The following is a 20,487-nucleotide window of genomic DNA, read 5'->3' on the forward strand; positions in this document are numbered from 1 at the left end:
GACATGATGTCGAAGGAGATCGTCAAGCACCTGCCCTATCTGCGGCGCTATGCGCGCGCGATCACGGGCAGCCAGGCGAGCGGGGACCAGTACATCCGCGCCTGCCTGGAAACGCTGCTGCAGGAGCCGGAGCGGCTGGATGCGGCGCCCAGCCTGAAGCTTGGCCTCTATCACCTGTTCCACCAGATCGTGCACAGCGTCGACCAGGCCCTGGGCGAGCCCGCGGCGGAGGAGGTGATCGCTCCCCGCCCGCGCCTGCAGACGCACATCGACGCCCTGCCGGCGATCGAACGGCAGGTCCTGCTGCTGGTCGTGCTGGAGGGCTTCCCCATCGCCGACACCGCCTACATCGTCGGCGAGAGCGAGGCCCAGGTCGTTGCCCTGCTGGACCAGGCGCGCGCCGACCTGAAGCGCGAATCGGCGACGCGTGTCCTGATCATCGAGGACGAGCCGATCATCGCCATGCACATCGCGGACATCGTGCGCGACAGCGGCCACACGGTCGTCGGCATCGCCGCCAACCGCAAGGAAGCGGTGGCGCTGGCCGATCGTTCGCCCCCGGGCCTGGTCCTGGCCGACATCCAGCTTGACGACGGCTCGACCGGGATCGAGGCGGTGCAGGACATCCTGCAGTCGATGACCGTGCCCGTGATCTTTGTCACCGCGTTCCCCGAACGGCTGCTGACCGGCGAGAAACTGGAGCCGACCTACCTGGTGACCAAGCCGTTCGAGCCGGATACGCTGCGGGTCACCATGTCCCAGGCGCTGCTGTCCAGCATCAGCCCCTCCGCGTGACCGGCACTCCCGGCACACCGCTGGGCAAACGGCCGGCCGCTGCGCCGGTCGTCCCGGCCGAGGCGGGCAGGGCCCGCCCCACGGCCGGAACGCCAGGGTTTCCGCGCCCCTTCCGGTTCCTGGATTCGCTGCGCGGCCGGATGATGGCCCTGGTGGTGACGGCCCTGCTGCCCACCACGGCCTTCAGCCTGATCATGGCGCAGCAGGGCATCGCGGAGCAGCGGGCGCAGGTCCACCAGTCGGTCCGCCAGGTCGCGGCCCTGGCGGCCAACAGCCAGAGCGCGCTGCTGGAATCGACGCGCAAGCTGCTGACCTTGCTTGCGGCGGTGCCGGATGCACAGGACGCCTCGCCCGCCTGTACCATGCTGCTGGCCCGGGCGCTGGACAGCCATCCCGAATACGCGAACATCTTCACGGTGACGCGCGACGGGTTGCTGCCCTGCTCCGCCCTGCCGGCGCCGGCAGAAACGCGGGTGACCGACGCCTGGCTGGGCGAGGTGCAGGAAACCCGCACCCTGACCGTGAGCCCCTATGTGATCGGGCGTGTGTCGCAGCAGCCCGTCCTGGTCGCGTCCCTTCCCCTGCCGCCGGGCGGTGCCGCGATCGCGATCGCCGCCAGCATCCGCACCGCCTGGCTGGAAGGCCCGCGCCTGAGCAGCATCATCCCGCCAGAGGGACGCCTGGACATCCTGGACCGCAACGGCCGGATCATGCTGCCCCAGACGACGCCGGAGGCGGCACCGGCTGCGGCCGTGGCGCTCCGCCCCCCCATCGACGTCGAGCAGATGCGCGCAGGCACGATGCCCCGCCTGTTCGAGGCACCGGACGAGTCCGGCGCGGCGCGCACCTATGCCGTCGAGCCGCTGGCCGGCGGGGCCGCCTTCATCGTCTACAGCGTGCCGACAGCCGTCCTGATGGACGCGATCGACCGGGACCTGCTGGCCCGCCTGATGGGTCTGGCGGTGCTGTGGCTGACCGTGATCGCGGGGGCCTGGTTCGGCGCACGGGCACTGGTGACGCGCTGGACGCAGGACCTGACCGCCGTCGCCCATTCCATGAGCGACGGGCAGCTGGACGAGCGCACGCCCGACATGGCGGGCGCGCCGCGCGAGCTGCGCGAGCTGGGCGACACCCTGGCCGGCATGGCGCGCCGCATCTCGCTGCGCGACCAGGAACTGCACCATTCGATCGTGGCGCGCGAGGCGCTGATCCGGGAGATCCACCACCGGGTCAAGAACAACCTGCAGATGATCACCAGCCTGCTCAGCCTGCAGTCGCGCGCGCTGAAGTCAGAACCGGCCAAGCGTGTCCTGGCCGATATAGAGATCCGCATCCGCGCCCTTGCCCTTGTCCATCGCCAACTCTACGAGGGCGACGACATGAAGAGCGTGAACCTGCGCGCCTTCATGGGCGACCTGTGCCAGCTGATCCAGGACACGGCCAAGGAAAGCGGCGAGCGCATCCGCCTGGGCCTGGACGTCCCGCCTTTGCTCGTCGTGTCGGAAAAAGCGGTGCCGCTGGCCCTGCTGGTGACCGAGGCGCTGACCAATGCTTTTGCCCACGGCTTCCCGGACGGCCGGACGGGCCAGGTCATGGTGCGGATCGATGCGCCGGACGTGGGCGAACTGCTGTTGAGCGTCACCGACGACGGCATCGGCATGCCCGCCGCGGCGCTGGACGGCACCAGCCTTGGCACCTCGCTGATGCGCGCCTTCGCCAAGCAGCTGGGCGGCGTGCTGGACGTGCGCGGCCCACCGGGCACCCGCGTCGAGGTCCGCTTCCCCGCGCTGGGCTTCGAGGACGCGGCCTAGGTCACGGTCAGGGCGGTGGCAGGTGGTCGGCGAAGACGCTGCGCTGGGCGGGGCTCAGGCGCGGCGCCAGGTCCGACATGTTGGCCTGGTAGAGGCGATCGACCTTGTCGCTGGCGGCGTGCGCCTGTTCCAGCGCCTGGACGAAGGCGGCATGATCGAACGGGTCGGCCTTCAATGCCGCGGTCACGCGGGCCCGGGCCTCCACCACACCACGGCGCAGTTGCACCAGTTCGGGCCGGCGGGGGCGGAACGTCTCGCGCATCACGCCCTGGATGTCGGGCGGGAAGCGGTCCAGGAAGCGCACCTTCTGCGGCTCCGGCGGACGCAGCCAGTGGCGGCCGCTGGCAATGCCCAGGACGGCCACGTTGATGATCAGGGAGATGCCCAGCGCGATGCTGAGGCCGATGATGGTGCGCCGCTCAGACATCATCCCACTCGGTCACGATGCCATCGGCGCGCTGGATCGCGATGCTGAGGAGGCTGTCGGCGTCGTCGCCGGCGCTCGTCAGACTGAGCGGTGCCGCGGTCGCCGCCTGGGCGGGCAACTGGCTGGCCCCGACCCACAGGCCGAACACCAGGGCGGCCGACGCGCCCGCCAGCTGCGGCAGCACAAGCCAGCGCCAGCGCACGGGCCGGCGCGCGGCGGTCAGGACCGGCCCACCCTGTTCCTGCGGGTGGTCGAGCGCCGCCGCGATGACCCGGTCGGCGAAGTCGTCGGTCACGGTCACGCAGGTGGCGCGCAGCACGCCGTCCAGCGCCTGTGCATCCCGCAGGGCCGCGCGGGCGCGGGCCGAACGGTCCGCCCAGGCACGCGCATCGCCCGGCCGCGGCCAGGTCGACAGGTCAGGGCCGAAGCGGTCCAGATGATCCAGGAAACGCTGGTCGTTCATGGCTCAAGCTTCCTTCCAGTCCCGGAACATCGGGCCCAGCTGGTCCCGCAATGTCCGCCTGGCCCGCACCAGGAGTGATTCGATCGCACCTTCGCTGACTCCCAGCGCCGCTGCGGCTTCCTGCTGGCTGAGGCCATCGTCCAGGCAGAGGGCGATCGCCGCCCTCTGCCGTTCGGGCAGGGCGGCCAGCGCCTTGCGCAGGGCCTGGGCCATGCGCGCATGGGCGACGCCCTCCAGCGCGTCGGGCCGCTCGTCCGCCGGCTCCGGCACCTCGTCCAGCGCGGCGTTCGGCGCCCGGCGCTTGCGGTCAAGGCACAGGTTCAGCGTCACGCGATAGAGCCAGGTCGTGAAACGGGCGCCGTCCGGCGACCACTTGGGCGCCTGGGTCCAGACCCGCAGCATCGATTCCTGGGCGACCTCCTCCGCCTCGGCCCGGCTGCCCAGCACGCGCACGGCAAGGCTCACCATGCGCGACAGGTGCCGTCGCACCAGGACGGCATAGGCCTGCCGATCGCCCTGGCCGACCCTTTGCATCAGACGTTCATCCGGCCAATCGTCCATCCAGCACCGACGATGCGCTCAACCCGCGGGACGGATCGATGATGACCTGCACGGCGGCCAAGTCCAGGAGGCGGCGGCCGCGACGGCGCGCGCGTTCCCCTGGATCCAACCTGCAGCGTGGATGTTCACCCGCATCCTCGTTTCCCATGGCACGACGGGCGCGGGAATTTCCTGCGCCCCGCCGTGACATTTTCTGGACCGGATGAAGGGACCGGGATGGCGGGGGGCGCGGATCAGCGCGCAGCCTCCGCCCGGGCACGCGCCGTGGCCGCCTCGCGGATCGCGCTGCGGCGAACCTTGCCCGCATCGTCGCGCAGCTGCTCGTCCACGATCTCGATGGAGCGCGGCACCTTGTAGCGCACCAGGCGGCTCTCGGCGAAGGCGATCAGGTCCTCTGGCGTGACCCGGCCCTGCCCCTGGGGCAGAAGCTGGACCACGGCATGGACCCGGTGGCCCAGGTCGTCGTCCGGCAGGCCGACGGCGACGCTGGACTGCACGTCCGGATGCGCATCCAGGGCGGCCTCGACCTCCGCCGGATAGATGTTGGCACCGCCCGAGATGATGAGGTCGGTCCGCCGGTCCACCAGGTAGAGATAGTCGTCCTTGTCGAGATAGCCGAGATCGCCGATCGATTCCCAGTCGCCCTTGATGCGCCCTTCCGCCCCGATATAGCGGTAGGTGGAGCCCAGGCCGCCATCGGGCAGGAAATAGATCTCGCCCACCTCGCCCGGCGGCAATGGCTTGCCCTCGGGATCCAGGATGGCCAGGGTCGAGCCCGGCTGGATCTTGCCGACCGAGCCCTTGTGCTCCAGCCATTCCTCGCCCGTGATCGCGGTCGAGCCCTGGCGTTCCGTGCCGCCATAAATCTCGAAGATGCGCGACGGGCCAAGCCAGTCGATCCAGGCCTGCTTCAGCCAGACCGGGCAGGCCGCCGCGACATGGAACACGGTGTGCAGGCTGGACAGGTCGAACTGGTTGCGCTGCTCCTCCGGCAGTTTCCAGATCCGGTGCAGCATCGTCGGCACCGTGTAGAGCCAGCCGACCTTGTACTGCTCGACCAGCTCCAGCGTCTTGAGCGGGTCGAAGCGGGCCATGTTGACCATGTGGCCGCCCGCGAAAAGGCCCATCATGCCCAGCGCGAACGGGCCGTTGTGATAGAGCGGGCCGGGGTTCAGCAGGGTATCGTCGGCCTGCTGGTGCACCGCCAGCGCCGTCGGGTCCCACTGGCTGGGCAGGGAATCCACGATCACCTTGGGCCGGCCGGTCGAGCCGCCGCTGGTCATCGCCTTCCAGGACGGGGCGATCGCCTCCGGCAGGGCCTCTGGCGAAAGGGATTCGTCGATCGGTCGGCCCGCCGGCTGGACCTGGAAGCCGGGCAGGCGCGCAGGGTCGGGCCCGATCACGACGCGCGGCCGTACCAGCTCGACAATCGCCGACAGTTCCGAATCGGGCAGGCGGGCCGAGACCGGATTGGGGGTCGCGCCCAGCTTCCAGATTGCGAAGGCAGTCTCGAAGAACTCCAGGCTGTTCGGCAGGGCGAGTGTCACGAAGTCGCCCTGCCCCACCCCTTGCGCCTGGAGCATGCGCGCCCGGCGGTTGGCCCGCGCTTCAAGTTCGGAGCGGCTATAGGTGACGCCGTCCTGCGTCACCATGGGCCGGTTGGGATCGCGCCGCGCGTGCCAGGCGGGGATCTGGCCCATCGGCACCACGGTTGCCGAACCGGCAAAGGGATCGGGGCCGGACAGGGCAATGGGTGCGGGCGTCGTCCCCGGCGCAGTGCTCGACATCGTGCTTCCTCCGCTTTTGTTTTCTTGGTTCTGGTGCCGCCCCGCGCGGCCGGTCGTTGCCGGCCTGGACGTGCCGTCATCTATGCCCTGGCCGCGCGGCGGCTGCCAGCACGGATCGTGCCCATCCGTCCGCGTTGCGGCCTTATCCGCCGGCGGCGCGCCGGCGGCGTCGGGGCGCCGGCTCGTCCTCGTCCACCGCGTCCTCCTGCCCGCGTGGCGGCCGCGCCGCCGCGGGAGAGGTCAGCGACAGGGTCACGGTGACCGTGCGGGCGGCCTCCGCCACCTGGGCTTCCAGTTCGATCAGGCGCTGAGCCGCGGGCCGGTCCTCCGAGAACCACAGGCCGATGGCGGCAACGGCCGTGCCTTCGCTGTCGAAGATCGGCGCGGCGATGGTAATGCGGCCGGGCCAGGGCTCGTCGCGACAGACCAGGGCCTGGCTGCGGCGCACGACGCGCATCACCCGGCGCAGTTCGGCCCAGTCGGCGGGCCATTTGCCCACGGCCAGGGCCGGGCGGTCGTCGTCGACCAGCTTCTTCAGACGGCGCAGCGGCAGGTGCGCCACCAGCACCTTGGACGCCGCGCCCGCAAAGAGCGGAAGGGCCAGCCCGCGCGAGAGCTTGTAGTCCTCCTCCCCGCCATGACTGCGCCAGACGCACAGGACGCGGTTGCGATAGGTCTGGGCGATCAGCGCGGTTTCGCCCGTACTCTGGCCCAGCTGGTCGGCCACCGTGCTGGCGATGGTCAGGATGGGATCGCTGCGCTGGATCATGCGGTCGCGCTCCACGAACGCGGGCCCCAGGGCATAGGCGCCGCCCGAGACAGGCCCCAGCAGGCCGGACCGCGTCAGGCTGCGGACATAGCGATAGATCGTGCTGCGCGAGAACGCGGTGGCACGGATCATCTGCTCCACGGTCCAGACCGGCCTGTCCTCGGTGAACAGGTCCAGCAGGTCGAGCATGCGGTCGAGGCTGCTGCTCATGTGTCGGCCACGACACCGTTGACCAGCGTGCCCACGCCTTCGATCTCGACCTCGACCGTGTTGCCGGGCGCCAGGAACACCTGCGGCTTGCGCTGCACGCCCACGCCCGACGGCGTGCCCGTGGCGATCACATCGCCGGGGCCCAGCACCGTGAATCGCGACAGATAGGCGATCAGCTCGGCCACGGGAAAGATCATCTGCGCGGTCGAGGCGCGCTGCCGCTCCACCCCCTCGACCCGGGTGACCAGGGTCAGCGCCTGGGGGTCCGGCACCTCGTCCCGCGTCACGATCCAGGGGCCGAAGCCACCGGTGCCGGGAAAGTTCTTGCCCGGCGTGAACTGGTGGGTATGGCGCTGCCAGTCGCGGGCCGTGGCATCCTGGAAACAGGCATAGCCGGCGACATGGTCCAGGGCCCGCGCCTCCGGAATGGCGCGGCCACCACGCCCGATCACCACCGCAAGCTCGCCCTCATAGTCGAACTGCGCACTTTCGCGCGGCGCCTGGAGCATCCCGCGATGCCCGACCAGCGTGTCGGCGAAGCGGGTGAAGATCACGGGCTTCTCCGGGCGGTCGCGGCCCATTTCCTGCGCATGGTCGGCATAATTGACGCCGACGCACAGGATCTTGGACGGCTGCGGCACGGGCGGCAGCAGAACGACCTGGTCCATCGTCCAGTCGGCCGGCCCGGCATCCGCGGCCAGGGCCGGATCAACCAGCGCAGCCAGGAAGGCCCCCTGCCCCAGGCGACGGCCCAGGTCGCGCACACCGCCCCCCGTCGCCACGCCCCAGCTCAGGCCGGTCGGACCATTGAAACTGACCAGACGCATTGGATCCTCCGCGACCCCCTCCCACGGACCTTATAGCAGTCCCACTTAAGAGATTCTGTCGCAATATGACATTGCAGTGTGCATGCTGCAGCACATGCGATGGCCGTCACGCTGAACCATGGACCCACAGGCCGCCGCCATTCTTTCCCCGCCCGCCCCTCGAGCCGTGGCGCCGCCGCTGCTGCCGCTGGTCTTCGATCCCGGCTATGTCGTGGCCCTGCCGGAGCAGCATCGCTTCCCCATGCCCAAGGCGGGCCTGCTGGTCGCCGAACTGACGCGCCACGGCCTGACGCCCACGCACCGGCCGCGGCCGGCGCCGCGCGCCTGGCTGACCCTGGTCCACGATGCGGCCTATGTCGACGCCGTGCTGGATGGCACGCTGGACGCGGCGCGTCAGCGCGAGATCGGCGTGCCCCTGACACCCCCCGTCATCCAGCGGGCGCGGCTGGCGGTCGGCGGCACCGTCCTGGCCGCGAACCTGGCGCTGGACCATGGCCAGGCGAGCAATACGGCAGGTGGCAGCCACCACGCCCATGCGGCGCGGGGGGCCGGCTTCTGCATCTTCAACGACGTTGCCGTCGCGATCGCCTGCCTGCGGGCCCGGGGCCGGGTGCGCCGGGTGGCGGTCGTCGACCTGGACGTGCACCAGGGCGACGGCACCGCCGCGCTGTTCGCCGACGATCCCGACGTCGCCACCCTGTCGCTGCACGCGCAAGCCAATTTCCCGGTGCGCAAGCAGCGCAGCACCCTGGACGTCGGCCTGGCCGATGGCCTGGGCGACTCCGCGTATCTGGAGATCCTGGAACGTCACCTGGGCCCGTTCCTGGAGCGGGCGGCGCCGGATATTGTCTTCTATCTGGCCGGCGTCGACGTGCATGCCGACGATCCGCTGGGCCGCCTGGCACTCAGCGACCAGGGCATCGCCCAGCGGGAAGCCCTGGTCGTCGCCCAGGTACGGGGCCGCGGCCTGCCCCTGGTCACGGTCGTCGGCGGCGGCTATGACCGCGACCGGACGGCACTGGCCCGGCGCCATGCCCTGGCGCCGCGCGCCGCCTGGGCCTGGGCCTGCAAACGACGGGAAGAGACCATGCGCCTGATGCACGCCTCATGAACCTGCTGGAAATCGCGGTCTATGCGGTCGTCGTGACGGGCAGCAGCCAGCCCTTCACCTGCTCGGTCGAGGCCCGCAGCCATGCCGCCTGCACCAACGGCCTGACCGCGATCCTGCGCACGGCCCGGGACCTGGACTTCTCGAACGGGATCAGCGTACGCCGCGGCATTGACGGCACGCTGCTATTCAGCAGCGGCGTGCGGGCCCAGTTCAACAACCTGGGCCAGGTCGCATTCTCGAACGGCCTGAACGTGCGCAAGATCGACGACACGCGCTTCATCTTCGACAACGGCCTGACCTGCCGGATCGAGAAGGCCAACCTGGTCCGCTGCGCGCCCTAGCCTGCCGGCTTGTCCGCAGGTTCCGGGATCAGCAGGTGGGCGTGGGCGGCGGCGATCGGCTTGTCCGGGTCGTCCTGCCAGGCGGTCACCCGGACATTGGCGACGCGGCGGCCATGCTTCGTCACCTCCGCCCTGGCAAAGACCTCCTGCGGGCGACCGGAGCGGAGATAGTCGATCGTCAGGTTGATCGTCTTGGGGATCACCGGCTCGTCCATCTGCATCATCAGGTGCAGGATGGCCGTGATCTCCAGGAAGGCACCGGTCGCACCGCCATGCAGGGCGGGCAGGCGCGTATTGCCGATCAGTTCCGGCTTGAACGGCAGGCGGGTCAGCAATTCGCCGGCGCGGTAGTCGACCTCCAGCCCGATGAAGCGGTGGAACGGGATCAGTTGCGCCAGGCCCGTGGCGTCCCCCGTCTCGCGAACCTGGCGGATGCGGTCCTTCAGGGTGGGTGCGGACGTCGCGCTCATGCGGCACCCCCTTCGGTCGCACGGGGCCTGCGGGCCGGGCCCGCGCGATTGGCGCCTAGCATGAAGGTGGCGGCGCAATGGGCGATGGGATCGTCCAGGTCGCCCTGGTGGGCGATGCCCCGAATGAAGGCAATGGTGCTGGTCACCTTGTAGCAATGGCAGGCGGCATAGACCGTCGCGTGCGGCCGGGCCGGCTTCAAGTAGTCGATGCGCAGGTCCAGCGTGGCGATCGCCGTCATCTCGGTCAGCGCGGCAAAGACGGCAATGCCACAGGCGCTGTCCATCAGCGCGGTGATGACGCCGCCATGCAGCACGCCGCTGGCCGGGTCGCCCACCAGGTCCTCGCGCCAGGGCAGGCTCAGCGTCGCGCGCGCACTCGTCACCTCGACCAGCTTCATGCCCAGCGCCGCGCCATAGGGCACGCGGTTCATGTGCTCGGCGCCGCCTGGCATCGAGGCGGCAAGCGCCCCGAAGGTCTGGGGGGATGGCGCGAATGAATCGGACATGGGGTCTCCTGCCTGGAATGCCGTCCTGTGGCTCCAGCCTGCGCGGGCCCGCGCCCTGTGGCCAGGGCCACGTGAGGCGGGACGACGCGGTCCGCCGGAAAGAAAAAGGGCGCCGGTTGCCCGGCGCCCCTTGAAGGTGGCCCCGGCTTGGCGCCGGGACCGATCTTCCTCGTGTCTTAGAACACGATTTCCACGCGGCGGTTCTGCGGCTCGCGGACGCCATCGGGCGTCGGGACCAGCGGAACCTCTTCACCACGACCCACCAGGACCAGCTGCTCGGCGGGGACGCCCAGCGCGATCATGGCGTTGGCCACGGCCTGCGCACGACGCTCGGACAGGCCGAGGTTGTAGGCGGGCGAGCCGGAGCGGTCGGCGTGACCGGTCAGGTCGATGCGGGTGACCGCATAGGACTGAGCCGACGTGACGGCCTCACGGATCGTGTCTTCAGCCTGCGGCAGGATCTCGGTCGAGTCCCAGTCGAAGAACACGATGAAGTTGCGCGACATCTCGACCGGCGGCGCCGGCGGCTCAACCGGAGGCGGCGGCGGCGGCGGGGGAGGCGGCGGCGGGGGAGGCGGCGGCGGCGGCGGCGGCGGGGCGCCGAAGTTGTAGATCAGGCCCACCGAGAACGTGTGGTTCTGGTAGTCGCTGAGCGTCGCATCGCCCGGGACGCCCGGCTGCAGGGTGGCGCCCTGGAAGTCGAAGTCGGTGGTGGCGACATAGCGATAGTCGACCGTCGCCGCGACGTTCGGGGTGAAGGAGTACTTCACACCGGCGATCGCCTGGTAGGCGAAGGCGAAAGCCTCGTCATCGACCAGGGCCGGACGACCCGCGCGGCCGAACTCGAACTCGGCATAGGCGAGACCGAAGCCGAGGCCGACATAGGGCTGAACCGGCCAGCCGAAATCGGCCTCGTAGATGCCGTTCAGGAAGCCGGTCATGACGTCCAGGCTCTCGTACGCAGCGCCGGCGGTGCCGCCGCCGCCCGCGAACAGCGGCGCGCGGTCGTTGCGGCCGATGCCGATGCCATCGACGTCGTTCGGACGATAGGAAGCCTCGAGCTCGACCCGGACCGAGCCGAAATCGTAGCCGCCGAAGATACCGCCCGCGACGTTGCCGTCCTCGATGTAGCCTTCACCCTGGACCACGCCAAAGCTGGCGGCACCGACCGGCGGGACGATGTTCTGGAACTCGAAGTCTTCAGTGATCGAGTAGCCGGCGAAACCGCCGATGTACCAGCCCACGTTTTCCTGGGCGTAGGCGGCAGTGCTGGCGCAAATCAGGGCCACTGCACTGACGAGCCCCTTGGTCAGGTTCATACAAATCTCCTCGCGCCTATCTCGTGTCCGAGCCCACATTGCGTGCCCGTTGCCACCAGCCCTTGCAGCGTTGCCGGGGATGGCATTGAAGGCACAATAGGTCAGCGCACCGGGGCACTCAATCGAACAACACCCGCGGTCCCAGGACCGTACCCGCTTTGCAGGGTGTTGTGTCCGCCCGAACACAGTGCACTGCCGCACCAGCCCCGTCTGGCCGCCGCCGGGCGCTGCGGCCCGGCAGCAGACGCCACCACCCGCCGGACCCGATACGGCCGATTGCAGACAATATGGCGCCGGGGCCTTGCGGCGCACAAGAAAAAGGGGCGCCGGTTGCCCGGCGCCCCTTTCCCACGCTACCCGCCCTGCGGCGGGCGATTCGCGCGTCGGATCAGAACACGATCTCGACGCGGCGGTTCTGCGGCTCGCGCACGCCGTCCGGCGTCGGGACCAGCGGCTGCTCCTCGCCACGGCCGACCATCATGATCTGGTCGCCGGGGATGCCCAGAGCCATCAGGGCGTTCGCAACCGACTGGGCGCGACGCTCGGACAGGGCCTGGTTGTAGCTGGGCGAACCCGAGCGGTCGGCGTGGCCGGTGACGTCGATCCGGGTCACGGCCAGCTGCTGCGCCGCACCGGCCGCCTGCTGGATGGTGTCCTGGGCCTGGGGCAGGATTTCGGTCGAATCCCAGTCGAAGAACACCAGATAGTTGCGCGCAACCTCAGGCGCCGGCGGCGGTGCCTCGACCGCGGGCGGCGGCGGGGGCGGCGGCGGAGCCGGGGGTGGCGGCGGCGGGGGAGGCGGCGGCGGCGGCGCGAACGTGTAGGTCAGGCCGACCATCACGTTGTGGCTGCGGAAGTCGGTGTCCAGCGTGCCGATGGTGGCGCCGTTGGCCGCCCGCACGATGTCCAGGCTCAGATCGTCGATCCCGACATAGCGGTAGTCGATGCTGGCCGCGACATTGGGGGTGAAGGCGTACTTCACGCCGGCGATCGCCTGGTAGGCGAAGCCGACATCGCTGCCTTCGTCGTCCAGGCCCGAGTTCGAGGCGTATTCGGGCTCGACATAGCCGATACCGACGCCACCGCCGATATAGGGGGTCAATGCCCAGCCCATCTCGACTTCGTAGATGGCATTGACGAAGCCGGTGACCGCCATCAGGCCGTCGACATTGCCGTTCACGGCGCCCACGGGGACGCCCACGGTGTTGGGGCCGAAGCGGAACAGGTCGCCGTCGGAATAGCGGTAGTTGCCCTCGAGCTCCAGCCGGAACGCGCCGAAGTCATAGCCGCCGAACAGGCCGACGGAATAGCCCACGTCGTCGAACACGACATCGCCGTCGCCGGCGCCGATCCCAGGAAGGGCGTAGTTGACGCCCATATCCTCGAAGAACGAGGCACCCGCCAGGCCACCGACGTACCAACCCTGGCTCGCCGGCGCTTGGGCATAGGCGGTGGTGCTGCCTGCGATCAGGGCAGCGGCCGCGACAAGCCCCCTGCGAAATGTCATCGACTCATCTCCTTGTACCCGGTCCCCCGGTACGCATCATGGTTGACCACGGACCCGTTCCGCCCGGGGGACGGTCCGGCTCCGTGCTAGAATCCTGGGATCGGATTCGCCATCGACAACGCCTGGGGCGATTATTCGATCCCGGCTTCCGGCACGAACGCGTCCGGTGTTGCGCATTCACCACGATTTCCAGTGCCACGCAAGCTTCACGAGCCAAACCATTGAGATGATTACAATACGTTACATTCTCGTGAGGTGTGCCGCGGCCTGTGTGACAGGCCTGTGGCTGAGCGCCTGTGCCAGTCTGTCCGGCGAGCGGCCATCCTGGCCCGGCGCTGCCGCGGAACAGCCGGCACCGCTGGTCGAGGGGTCGTGCCGCCGCACGCTGGGAGAGGTCGACTGCAATCCCGTGGTCGACGCGCCGCGCGTGGCCGCTGCGATCCGCCCGCCGCCTGGCCTGGCGCCACGCCCGCCTTCGGTCGGGCCGTCCCTGGCGCCGTCGCGGACGCTGCAACGCGTCCCCCTGCCCCGCCCGCGCCCGGCCGGCCTGACGGCCGCGCCGCGGCGCCCGCTCGCGGGGCCGAGGCCCGCGACCGTGGGACAGGAACGCGTGCAGCCGGCACCGATCCGCTCCGGTCCGCCGACGCTGGTGATCACACCGGATCCCGCCGGAGCGCCCGCTGCACCGCCCGCCGTCATCGGCGCGCCGACGGTCCTGGGCCAGCCGGTCGCGGCACCGCCCGCCGCGCCGTCCCGATGAGCGGCTGGGTTCAGCCCATCAGGCGGCGGTAGAGCGCGCGGACATAGGCCGCGTCCTCCGCCTCCAGCGTGCCCGAGCGCGCCGCCGCCAGATAGGCGCCCAGTTCGTCGCGCGTGTCGGCCGACAGGCCTGGCTTGGCCAGGAGCGCGTCCAGGCAGGCTTCGACCGGCCCCTGGGGATCGACCGGGGTCATGTCGGACGCGGCGGCGCCGGCCCAGCCCTGGGCCGCGTCGCCATCCACGATCAGGTCGTCCCACGACAGGCTGAGTTCCGCCCGCAACCGCACCAGGGCCAGCCCCGCCAGGGCCGCGTCCTCCGGCGTCGCGGCAGCTTCCACCGCCTCCAGCGCCGCGACCAGGGCGCCGCGCTGGTCCTCGTCCAGACGAAGGCCGCTCATGCCGGGGTCACCACGAACCCCGCGCGCGGAAAATGCACCACGACTTCACCCACCACAGGATCCTCCCGCCGTATCGCAATCTCGTACGCATCCGCGACGACGATTGTTCCAGCCACGGGATCCCGGCCATAGTCGTCGGGCATCACGTTGACCGCCTGGCCGATGCGGAATGGCTCCCCCGGGCCCAGGCGCGTCGCCATGTCGGGTTCGGCGTCGCGGGCGATGGCCAGGGCCTCGCGCGGGTCGAGGTCGGCCGGCCGGCCATGGCCCAGGCGCTTGATCCGCTCCAGCCACGCCGCGCAGGCCGGAAAGTCGGCCAGCAGTGCCGCGGCGCCCGGATAGTTCGTCCGCAGGAACCAGACGACGTGATAGGGATGCAGGTCGACCATGGTCGGCCGCTCGCCCATCAGGTAGGGCCGGCCGTCGGCCAGTTGCAGGTCGATCCAGCCGATCTGGGCCCGCACCTGGGCAATGGCGAAGGGGGCTGCCGCGCGCATCTGCTCGATCGAGAAGGCGGGCGACAGGTGCTTGCGATCCTCGACGAAGTCGCGCGGCACGCTGTCGGCGATGGTGCCGTAGATGGTGGCCACGGTCGCCATGAAGAACGCCTTGTCGGCCCAGAACGACACCATGGCCGACAGGCCGTCGGCCCCGGCCAGCAGCGGCGGCTCCGGGAAGCGGCGCTCGATCTCGCGCAGGATCACCTGCGTGTCGCACCAGATCTCGGCCCCGATCTGCATCACGGGGGTGCGGCGATAGCCGCCGGTCAAGGGCATCAGATCGGGCTTCGGCATGATCACGGGGATCGTGACCGAGCGCCAGGCGACGCCCTTGATGCCCAGGGCGGCGCGCACCTTCTCGGAGAAGGGCGAGGACGGATAGTGATGGAGGATGAGTTCGGCCATCGCGCGATCCGTGCGCTCAGCCAACTTCGCGGGTGAAGCGGATGTTCTGCTTCGCGATCCCGTCCAGCACCACGTCCAGCCCGCCGGAGCGGATCATCCAGTCCAGCCGGTGGTCGCGATACTCCCGCCGGAACCCTTCGCGCGGGCGCTGGGCGCCCGACGCGGCCAGCGCCGGCAGGGCCGCCTTGGCGGCGGCGAAGACCCGCGCGACGCTGGGCCGCTGGCGCACGCGACGGACCCAGGCGTGCAGCGCGCTGCCCTCCACCGGGCCATGGCCGAAGCCGATCACGCCCATCAGGAAGGGCGCCACCGCCAGGTCGCCGCGGCCGAACTCCGCGCCATTGAACCAGGGCCGCTCGCCCAGCTGGTCCTGCAGCCAGCGCAGGATGCCGGCGTACTGGACACGCGCCGACTCCTCCAGCGCCGCAGCCGTGTCACCGGTCGCGCGCCCCCAGTAGCGCACCTCCGACAGGCCCCAGTTGATCGCCTCCAGCGTGGTGTCGCAGACCTCCTCGATGGCGCGGACGCGGGCGCGCTCGGCCGGCGTCGCGGCCAGCAGGCCCGGCTCGGGCCAGCGGTCGTCGATGTAGTCCAGGATCAGGGTCGAATCGAAGAGATGGACGTCCTCGTCCACATAGGCCGGCACCTCGGCGCGCAGCGCCGCGGCCAGGAAGGCGGCATCGCCCCCGGCCAGCACGTCCGGCTGGCGGGTCTCGTAGGCGACGCCCTTCTCGTCCAGGGCGATCTTCACCTTCTGCGCATAGGGCGACAGCGGATGTTCGTACAATATCGGCATGGCCGCCATTGAACCACGCCTGGGGGGCGACAGGCCAGCCTGGGCCGGTGCGCCCCATCCCCGGCCTGCCGCGGGCGGGCACGGCGCGGGCCGGTGATCGACATGACTGTGATCCGTGGCGCTTGCGCCGGTTCGCGGGATGCAGCAACGTCCCGCCCATGTGGGAGAAATCGCTCGTCCTGGCCGGCGCCTTCGCGGCGCTGCTGTCCTTTGGTGCCGCCGCGAGCTCTGGGGACAAGCCCCCGGGGCGCGAGGCCTATGACAACGGCGACTTCACGACGGCCATGACCGTCATGATGCCGCTCGCCCGCAATGGCGATGCCTCGGCCCAGTTCGATGTCGGCACGATGTACGACTTCGGCCTGGGCGTTGCCGCCGACCGGACGGAAGCCGCGCGCTGGTATCGCCGCGCCGCCGACCAGGGCGACGCCACCGCCCAGTACAACCTGGCCGTCATGTACGAGGAGGGCACCGGGGTCGAGAAGGACCTGGTGACCGCCTATGTGTACTACGCCCTGGCGGCGCGCGGCATCGCCCCCGAATACGCCCGGCGCAACCAGGCGGCGGTCCGCGCGCAGCTCAGCTCCGACCAGCTGGCCCAGGCGGAGCAGCGCGTCGCCGCGTTCCAGGCCAAGGTCGAGCGCCCCAGCGCCACCGCGCCGACGGCACCGGTGGCGCCATCGGCCCCGGCCGACCCTGCGGCGCCCGCGCAGCCGGAACTGGCCCCGATCGCACCGCCCGCCACCGCCAACCCCTGACCATGCCGGCCTCGGCCGGGCCTGCCGCGGCGCCGGCCGACGCGCGCCGGGAGGCGCTGCGGGGCGGGTTGTGGGCGGCCGCGGCGTTCACGACCTGGGGCCTCAGCCCCCTGTTCTGGCGCGCCTTTGCCGGCGTCGACCCGGTGGAGCTGATCGCCTGGCGCGCCGTGTTCTCGGCCGCGTTCAGCCTAAGCCTGCTGCTGGCCCTGGGCCAGATGGCGGAACTGGCGGCGCTGCTGCGCAACCGCCGGGCCGTGGCCACCCTGCTCGCCACCGGCAGCCTGATCTCCGTCAACTGGCTGATCTATGTGGCCGCCGTCGCCCATGGCCAGGTCCTGGAGGCGAGCCTTGGCTATTTCATCAACCCGCTGGCTGCGGTGGCACTTGGCATGGTCGTGCTGCGCGAGCGGCTGGGCGGCGTGCAACTGGCGGCCGTGGCGCTGGCTGCCTGCGGCGTTGGCATCGAGGCCGTGCTGACCGGCTCCGCCCCGTGGATCGCGCTGGGCCTGGCAGGGACCTTTGCCGTCTATGGCCTGCTGCGCAAGCAGGTGGGCGTCGGCCCGCTGACCGGCATGGCGGTCGAGAGCCTGGTGATGCTGGGCCCTGCCCTGCTGGTCCTGGCGTGGTTCGCGGCGACGGACGGCCTGAGCCTGACGACGCGGCCTGCCACCATCCAGGCCCTGGCGGTGCTGACCGGGCCCGTCACCGTGCTGCCGCTGCTGGCCTTCGCGGCCGCGGCACGGCGCATCCGCCTGGCGACGCTGGGCTTCATTCAGTACATGTCGCCAACCATGATGCTGCTGCTGGGTGTGCTGGCGTTTGGCGAGCCGCTGGGCCTGGAGCGGCTGTCCGGCTTTGTCCTGATCTGGGCCGCGTGTGCCCTCTATTCCTGGGCGACGCTGCGCCAGGATGCCGCCAGCCAGGCTGGACCCAGAACCGACGTTGAACGATAATTCATTTTAGGAATACGTTCAGCGCGGACTGGAACTGCGGCGCGGGCGTTGCTAGTTTCCCGACCAGAACAAGGGAGGGAAGACAATGGTCGGCATCACGGCATTCGGTGGCTACATCCCGAAGCTGAGGCTGCAGAGGAAGGCGATCGCCACCGCCAATGCCTGGTCCAACCCCGGCATCATGGGCCAGGCCAAGGGCGAACGGTCCATGCGCAACTGGGACGAGGACAGCCTGACCATGGCGGTCGAGGCCGGCCGCGACTGCCTGACCGGCTTTGACAAGGCCGCCATCGACCAGGTCATCTTCGCCTCGACCACCATGCCCTTTGCCGACCGCCAGAATGCCGGCGTGGTCGCGACCGTGCTGAACCTGTCTGACGCGGTGCAGACGCTGGACGTGACGTCGTCCCAGCGGGCGGGCACGTCCGCCCTGCTGGCGGCGCTGTCGTCGGTGAAGGCCGGCACTGCCACGAACGCGCTGCTGGTCGCATCCGATACCCGCGCCACGCGGTCCGGTTCGAACGAGGAGATGCTGTTCGGCGACGGGGCAGCCTCCCTCCTGGTCGGGAACGACAAGCCGATCGCCGAATACCTGGGCGGGGCTTCGATCTCGATCGACTTCGTCGACCATTTCCGCGGCGAGGGCCAGGACTTCGACTATGGCTGGGAAGAGCGCTGGATCCGCGACGAAGGCTACATGAAGATCGGGCCCAAGGCGGTGAAGGCCGCCCTGGCCAAGAGCGGGATCGAGGCCGGCGCCATCGACCACTTCGTGATGCCCTGCATCTTCGCGAAGATCCCCGCCGACATTGCCAAGGCGTCCGGCATCGACCCGAAGAAGGCGCGCGACAACCTGCACGCCGTCTGTGGCGAAACGGGCACCGCGCATGCGCTCACCATGCTGATCGAAACGATCCAGTCGGTCGGTCCCGGCCAGACGATCATGGTCGTCGGCTATGGCCAGGGGGCGGACGTGCTGATCTTCCGCACCACCGACGCGCTGGCAGGCCTGAGCCCGCGGCGCGGCATCAAGGGCTCGCTCGCCGACCGGCGGGAAGAGACCAACTACATGAAGTATCTGGCCTTCAACAACCTGGTGACGCAGGAGAAGGGCAAACGGGCCGAAGGCGACAAGGGCACGGCGCTGAGCGTCCTCTACCGCAAGCGGGACCAGATCCTAGGCCTGGTGGGCGGCAAGTGCCGGGTCTGCGGCACGCTGCAATATCCGAAGTCGGACATCTGCGTGAACCCCAACTGCCACGCGCCCGACAGCCAGGACCCCCATCCCTTCCAGGACGAACCGGCCAAGATCATGACCTGGTCCGCCGATTACCTGACCTATACGATCGACCCGCCGGCCCATTACGGCATGGTCACGTTCCAGGACGGCGGCCGCTTCATGACCGACTTCACCGATTACGAACAGGGCAAGGTCGAGGTGGGCATGCCGGTGCGCATGACCTTCCGCCTCAAGGAGGTCGACGAGGATCGCGGCTTCAAGAAGTACTTCTGGAAGGCCGTCCCCACGGGGTGAGCGGGCTGCGCCAGGCCTGCTTGACGGTTGCGCGAGCATCCTTCGAGACGGCCTTCGGCCTCCTCAGGATGACGCAGGTTGGGGACATCAAGGAGAACCAACGGCGTCATGCTGAGGAGCGGCCCGAAGGGACGCGTCTCGAAGCATCAGGCGCAGCGCTGACACCCAGGCCGGACAGGTGGGACGCTACCACCCAATAGGGAAACGCCTTATATTTCGACCGACAGGTAAGTAGACGAGACGAAGGGAGACGGCGATGGCATCGGGAATCAAGGACAAGGTCGCGATCCTTGGCATGGGCTGCTCCAAGTTCGGGGAGCGCTGGGACGCGGGTTCGGACGAGCTGATGGTCGAGGCCTTCAAGGAGGCCATCGCCGACGCCGGCATCGAGACCAACCAGATCCAGGCGGCGTGGCTGGCCTCCGCCTTTGACGAGGTCAATATCGGCAAGTCGGCGCTGCCGCTCAGCTATGCGCTGCGGCTGCCCAACATTCCGGTGACCAAGGTCGAGAATTTCTGTGCCTCCGGCTCGGAAGCGTTCCGGGGTGCGGTGTACGCGGTCGCCGCCGGCGCCTGCGACATCGCGCTGGCGCTGGGTGTCGAGAAGCTGAAGGACACCGGATATGGCGGCCTGCCCCCGGGCAGCCGCGGCACGATGGGGGCGCTGACCAACCCCAACATGTCGGCCCCCGGCTCGTTCGCGCAGCTGGCCTCCGCCTATCGCGCCAAGCACGGCGTCAGCCGCGAGGACCTGAAGCGCGGCATCGCCCATGTCTCGGTCAAGAGCCACGCCAATGGGGCCAAGAACCCCAAGGCCCACCTCCAGAAGGAGGTGACGATGGACCAGGTGCTGAACGCGCCGCTGATCGCCGAGCCCCTGGGCCTGTTCGACTGCTGCGGCGTGTCGGACGGGGCGGCCGCGGCCATCGTGACGACGCCGGAAATCGCCAAGTCGCTGGGCAAGCACAACCTGGTGACGGTCAAGGCGCTGCAGCTGGCCCTCTCCAACGGCAGCGAGATCGGCCACAATTCCTGGGACGGCAGCTATTTCCACACCGCCCGGATCGCCGCCAAGCGCGCCTATGACGAGGCCGGCATCAAGAACCCGCGCGAGGAGCTGAGCCTGATCGAGGTGCATGACTGCTTCTCCATCACCGAGTTCGTGACGATGGAGGACCTGTTCATCTCGCCCGAGGGGGGTGCCCTGAAGGACGTGCTGGACGGCTTCTACGACGCCGACGGCCAGGTCCCGTGCCAGATCGACGGCGGCCTGAAGTGCTTTGGCCATCCGATCGGCGCCAGCGGCATCCGCATGCTCTACGAGATGTACCTGCAGCTGCAGGGCCGCGCGGGTCCCCGCCAGCGGTCCAACCCGACCTTCGGCCTGACCCACAACCTGGGTGGTGCGCCAAACGGCAATGTGTGTTCGGTCGCCATCGTCGGCGCCTATGGCTGAGTGAAGCGGAGTCGCGCCGCTCCG

At 69.8% G+C, this 20,487-nt stretch carries 22 protein-coding genes; 9 read left to right on the forward strand and 13 right to left on the reverse strand.

Annotation, left to right across the window (positions count from 1 at the left end; genetic code table 11):
- The first annotated feature begins 3 nt into the window (after positions 1 to 3).
- Complete coding sequence (locus tag ACI6GS_RS00190) at positions 4 to 795, forward strand: response regulator (protein ID WP_439815753.1); 792 nt, start codon at positions 4 to 6, stop codon at positions 793 to 795.
- Positions 792 to 2,606: a sensor histidine kinase gene (locus tag ACI6GS_RS00195; RefSeq protein WP_439815754.1), complete on the forward strand. Its 1,815-nt coding sequence runs from the start codon at positions 792 to 794 to the stop codon at positions 2,604 to 2,606. The genes ACI6GS_RS00190 and ACI6GS_RS00195 overlap by 4 nt, the downstream gene beginning before the upstream one ends.
- A gap of 7 nt (positions 2,607 to 2,613) precedes the next feature.
- Here ACI6GS_RS00195 and ACI6GS_RS00200 read toward each other — a convergent pair whose 3' ends face one another.
- The 6 genes from ACI6GS_RS00200 to ACI6GS_RS00225 form a co-directional block, all read right to left on the reverse strand.
- Positions 2,614 to 3,036 (reverse strand): periplasmic heavy metal sensor, encoded by a 423-nt coding sequence (locus ACI6GS_RS00200; RefSeq protein ID WP_439815755.1) that lies wholly within the window; start codon positions 3,034 to 3,036, stop codon positions 2,614 to 2,616.
- On the reverse strand, positions 3,026 to 3,496 hold the full coding sequence (locus tag ACI6GS_RS00205; RefSeq protein WP_439815756.1) for a hypothetical protein: 471 nt from the start codon (positions 3,494 to 3,496) through the stop codon (positions 3,026 to 3,028). The genes ACI6GS_RS00200 and ACI6GS_RS00205 overlap by 11 nt, the downstream gene beginning before the upstream one ends.
- 3 nt (positions 3,497 to 3,499) lie before the next feature.
- The gene (locus ACI6GS_RS00210; protein WP_439815757.1) at positions 3,500 to 4,030 is read right to left on the reverse strand and encodes an RNA polymerase sigma factor; all 531 of its coding nucleotides are present in this window, start codon (positions 4,028 to 4,030) and stop codon (positions 3,500 to 3,502) included.
- Between the two features lie 260 nt (positions 4,031 to 4,290).
- Positions 4,291 to 5,844: an AMP-binding protein gene (locus ACI6GS_RS00215; RefSeq protein WP_439815758.1), complete on the reverse strand. Its 1,554-nt coding sequence runs from the start codon at positions 5,842 to 5,844 to the stop codon at positions 4,291 to 4,293.
- A gap of 142 nt (positions 5,845 to 5,986) precedes the next feature.
- Positions 5,987 to 6,823 carry an IclR family transcriptional regulator gene (locus ACI6GS_RS00220; RefSeq protein WP_439815759.1) on the reverse strand — a complete coding sequence of 279 codons (837 nt, stop codon included), beginning with the start codon at positions 6,821 to 6,823 and terminating at the stop codon, positions 5,987 to 5,989.
- A complete protein-coding gene (locus ACI6GS_RS00225) occupies positions 6,820 to 7,650 on the reverse strand; it encodes a fumarylacetoacetate hydrolase family protein (RefSeq protein ID WP_439815760.1) in 831 nt (276 codons plus the stop codon). The genes ACI6GS_RS00220 and ACI6GS_RS00225 overlap by 4 nt, the downstream gene beginning before the upstream one ends.
- Before the next feature lie 118 nt (positions 7,651 to 7,768).
- Between ACI6GS_RS00225 and ACI6GS_RS00230 the strand changes: the two genes are divergently transcribed.
- Both ACI6GS_RS00230 and ACI6GS_RS00235 read left to right on the forward strand, forming a co-directional pair.
- Positions 7,769 to 8,761 (forward strand): histone deacetylase family protein, encoded by a 993-nt coding sequence (locus tag ACI6GS_RS00230; protein WP_439815761.1) that lies wholly within the window; start codon positions 7,769 to 7,771, stop codon positions 8,759 to 8,761.
- Positions 8,758 to 9,102 (forward strand): hypothetical protein, encoded by a 345-nt coding sequence (locus tag ACI6GS_RS00235; protein WP_439815762.1) that lies wholly within the window; start codon positions 8,758 to 8,760, stop codon positions 9,100 to 9,102. The genes ACI6GS_RS00230 and ACI6GS_RS00235 overlap by 4 nt, the downstream gene beginning before the upstream one ends.
- Here ACI6GS_RS00235 and ACI6GS_RS00240 read toward each other — a convergent pair.
- From ACI6GS_RS00240 to ACI6GS_RS00255, 4 genes are all read right to left on the reverse strand, one after another.
- Positions 9,099 to 9,572, reverse strand: a complete 474-nt coding sequence (locus ACI6GS_RS00240) for a PaaI family thioesterase (protein WP_439815763.1) — start codon at positions 9,570 to 9,572, stop codon at positions 9,099 to 9,101. The two genes, ACI6GS_RS00235 and ACI6GS_RS00240, sit on opposite strands and share 4 nt — an antisense overlap.
- The gene (locus ACI6GS_RS00245; protein WP_439815764.1) at positions 9,569 to 10,078 is read right to left on the reverse strand and encodes a PaaI family thioesterase; all 510 of its coding nucleotides are present in this window, start codon (positions 10,076 to 10,078) and stop codon (positions 9,569 to 9,571) included. The genes ACI6GS_RS00240 and ACI6GS_RS00245 overlap by 4 nt, the downstream gene beginning before the upstream one ends.
- Positions 10,079 to 10,254: 176 nt before the next feature.
- Positions 10,255 to 11,397 (reverse strand): OmpA family protein, encoded by a 1,143-nt coding sequence (locus ACI6GS_RS00250; protein ID WP_439815765.1) that lies wholly within the window; start codon positions 11,395 to 11,397, stop codon positions 10,255 to 10,257.
- Between the two features lie 388 nt (positions 11,398 to 11,785).
- Positions 11,786 to 12,904 (reverse strand): OmpA family protein, encoded by a 1,119-nt coding sequence (locus tag ACI6GS_RS00255; protein ID WP_439815766.1) that lies wholly within the window; start codon positions 12,902 to 12,904, stop codon positions 11,786 to 11,788.
- Positions 12,905 to 13,175: 271 nt separating this feature from the next.
- Here ACI6GS_RS00255 and ACI6GS_RS00260 point away from each other — a divergent pair, with 271 nt between their 5' ends.
- Positions 13,176 to 13,664 carry a hypothetical protein gene (locus ACI6GS_RS00260; RefSeq protein WP_439815767.1) on the forward strand — a complete coding sequence of 163 codons (489 nt, stop codon included), beginning with the start codon at positions 13,176 to 13,178 and terminating at the stop codon, positions 13,662 to 13,664.
- A gap of 10 nt (positions 13,665 to 13,674) precedes the next feature.
- On the opposite strand, the gene ACI6GS_RS00265 is transcribed toward ACI6GS_RS00260, so the two are convergent.
- The 3 genes from ACI6GS_RS00265 to ACI6GS_RS00275 are packed head-to-tail and all read right to left on the reverse strand — an operon-like array spanning position 13,675 to position 15,762.
- Positions 13,675 to 14,061 (reverse strand): hypothetical protein, encoded by a 387-nt coding sequence (locus ACI6GS_RS00265; protein WP_439815768.1) that lies wholly within the window; start codon positions 14,059 to 14,061, stop codon positions 13,675 to 13,677.
- A complete protein-coding gene (locus ACI6GS_RS00270; RefSeq protein ID WP_439815769.1) occupies positions 14,058 to 14,966 on the reverse strand; it encodes a glutathione S-transferase family protein in 909 nt (302 codons plus the stop codon). Before ACI6GS_RS00270 ends, ACI6GS_RS00265 begins: the two co-directional genes overlap by 4 nt.
- Positions 14,967 to 14,982: 16 nt before the next feature.
- Positions 14,983 to 15,762, reverse strand: coding sequence for a glutathione S-transferase family protein (locus ACI6GS_RS00275; RefSeq protein WP_439815770.1), 780 nt, complete (start codon positions 15,760 to 15,762; stop codon positions 14,983 to 14,985).
- A 158-nt stretch (positions 15,763 to 15,920) separates the two neighbouring features.
- On the opposite strand from ACI6GS_RS00275, the gene ACI6GS_RS00280 reads away from it, so the two are divergent.
- The 4 genes from ACI6GS_RS00280 (at position 15,921) to ACI6GS_RS00295 (ending at position 20,463) form a co-directional block, all read left to right on the forward strand.
- Complete coding sequence (locus ACI6GS_RS00280; RefSeq protein ID WP_439815771.1) at positions 15,921 to 16,520, forward strand: tetratricopeptide repeat protein; 600 nt, start codon at positions 15,921 to 15,923, stop codon at positions 16,518 to 16,520.
- 2 nt (positions 16,521 to 16,522) lie between these two features.
- Positions 16,523 to 17,473 (forward strand): EamA family transporter RarD, encoded by a 951-nt coding sequence (gene rarD, locus ACI6GS_RS00285; RefSeq protein ID WP_439815772.1) that lies wholly within the window; start codon positions 16,523 to 16,525, stop codon positions 17,471 to 17,473.
- Positions 17,474 to 17,558: 85 nt separating this feature from the next.
- Complete coding sequence (locus ACI6GS_RS00290; protein ID WP_439815773.1) at positions 17,559 to 19,007, forward strand: hydroxymethylglutaryl-CoA synthase family protein; 1,449 nt, start codon at positions 17,559 to 17,561, stop codon at positions 19,005 to 19,007.
- A 256-nt stretch (positions 19,008 to 19,263) separates the two neighbouring features.
- On the forward strand, positions 19,264 to 20,463 hold the full coding sequence (locus tag ACI6GS_RS00295; protein WP_439815774.1) for an acetyl-CoA acetyltransferase: 1,200 nt from the start codon (positions 19,264 to 19,266) through the stop codon (positions 20,461 to 20,463).
- The last annotated feature ends 24 nt before the right edge of the window (positions 20,464 to 20,487 follow it).

Source organism: Zavarzinia sp. CC-PAN008 (assembly GCF_051903925.1).
In the GTDB taxonomy this organism is placed as follows: Bacteria; Pseudomonadota; Alphaproteobacteria; order Zavarziniales; family Zavarziniaceae.

Bases quoted from the DNA above. Each gene is read 5' to 3' on its own strand.
- rarD (WP_439815772.1), top strand. From the start codon at position 16,523: ATGCCGGCCTCGGCCGGGCCTGCCGCGGCGCCGGCCGACGCGCGCCGG.
- ACI6GS_RS00245 (WP_439815764.1), bottom strand. From the start codon at position 10,078: ATGTCCGATTCATTCGCGCCATCCCCCCAGACCTTCGGGGCGCTTGCC.
- ACI6GS_RS00210 (WP_439815757.1), bottom strand. From the start codon at position 4,030: ATGCAAAGGGTCGGCCAGGGCGATCGGCAGGCCTATGCCGTCCTGGTG.
- ACI6GS_RS00250 (WP_439815765.1), bottom strand. From the start codon at position 11,397: ATGAACCTGACCAAGGGGCTCGTCAGTGCAGTGGCCCTGATTTGCGCC.
- ACI6GS_RS00235 (WP_439815762.1), top strand. From the start codon at position 8,758: ATGAACCTGCTGGAAATCGCGGTCTATGCGGTCGTCGTGACGGGCAGC.
- ACI6GS_RS00225 (WP_439815760.1), bottom strand. From the start codon at position 7,650: ATGCGTCTGGTCAGTTTCAATGGTCCGACCGGCCTGAGCTGGGGCGTG.
- ACI6GS_RS00270 (WP_439815769.1), bottom strand. From the start codon at position 14,966: ATGGCCGAACTCATCCTCCATCACTATCCGTCCTCGCCCTTCTCCGAG.
- ACI6GS_RS00275 (WP_439815770.1), bottom strand. From the start codon at position 15,762: ATGCCGATATTGTACGAACATCCGCTGTCGCCCTATGCGCAGAAGGTG.
- ACI6GS_RS00200 (WP_439815755.1), bottom strand. From the start codon at position 3,036: ATGATGTCTGAGCGGCGCACCATCATCGGCCTCAGCATCGCGCTGGGC.
- ACI6GS_RS00290 (WP_439815773.1), top strand. From the start codon at position 17,559: ATGGTCGGCATCACGGCATTCGGTGGCTACATCCCGAAGCTGAGGCTG.
- ACI6GS_RS00220 (WP_439815759.1), bottom strand. From the start codon at position 6,823: ATGAGCAGCAGCCTCGACCGCATGCTCGACCTGCTGGACCTGTTCACC.
- ACI6GS_RS00265 (WP_439815768.1), bottom strand. From the start codon at position 14,061: ATGAGCGGCCTTCGTCTGGACGAGGACCAGCGCGGCGCCCTGGTCGCG.
- ACI6GS_RS00240 (WP_439815763.1), bottom strand. From the start codon at position 9,572: ATGAGCGCGACGTCCGCACCCACCCTGAAGGACCGCATCCGCCAGGTT.
- ACI6GS_RS00205 (WP_439815756.1), bottom strand. From the start codon at position 3,496: ATGAACGACCAGCGTTTCCTGGATCATCTGGACCGCTTCGGCCCTGAC.
- ACI6GS_RS00230 (WP_439815761.1), top strand. From the start codon at position 7,769: ATGGACCCACAGGCCGCCGCCATTCTTTCCCCGCCCGCCCCTCGAGCC.
- ACI6GS_RS00280 (WP_439815771.1), top strand. From the start codon at position 15,921: ATGTGGGAGAAATCGCTCGTCCTGGCCGGCGCCTTCGCGGCGCTGCTG.
- ACI6GS_RS00215 (WP_439815758.1), bottom strand. From the start codon at position 5,844: ATGTCGAGCACTGCGCCGGGGACGACGCCCGCACCCATTGCCCTGTCC.
- ACI6GS_RS00190 (WP_439815753.1), top strand. From the start codon at position 4: ATGATGTCGAAGGAGATCGTCAAGCACCTGCCCTATCTGCGGCGCTAT.
- ACI6GS_RS00255 (WP_439815766.1), bottom strand. From the start codon at position 12,904: ATGACATTTCGCAGGGGGCTTGTCGCGGCCGCTGCCCTGATCGCAGGC.
- ACI6GS_RS00295 (WP_439815774.1), top strand. From the start codon at position 19,264: ATGGCATCGGGAATCAAGGACAAGGTCGCGATCCTTGGCATGGGCTGC.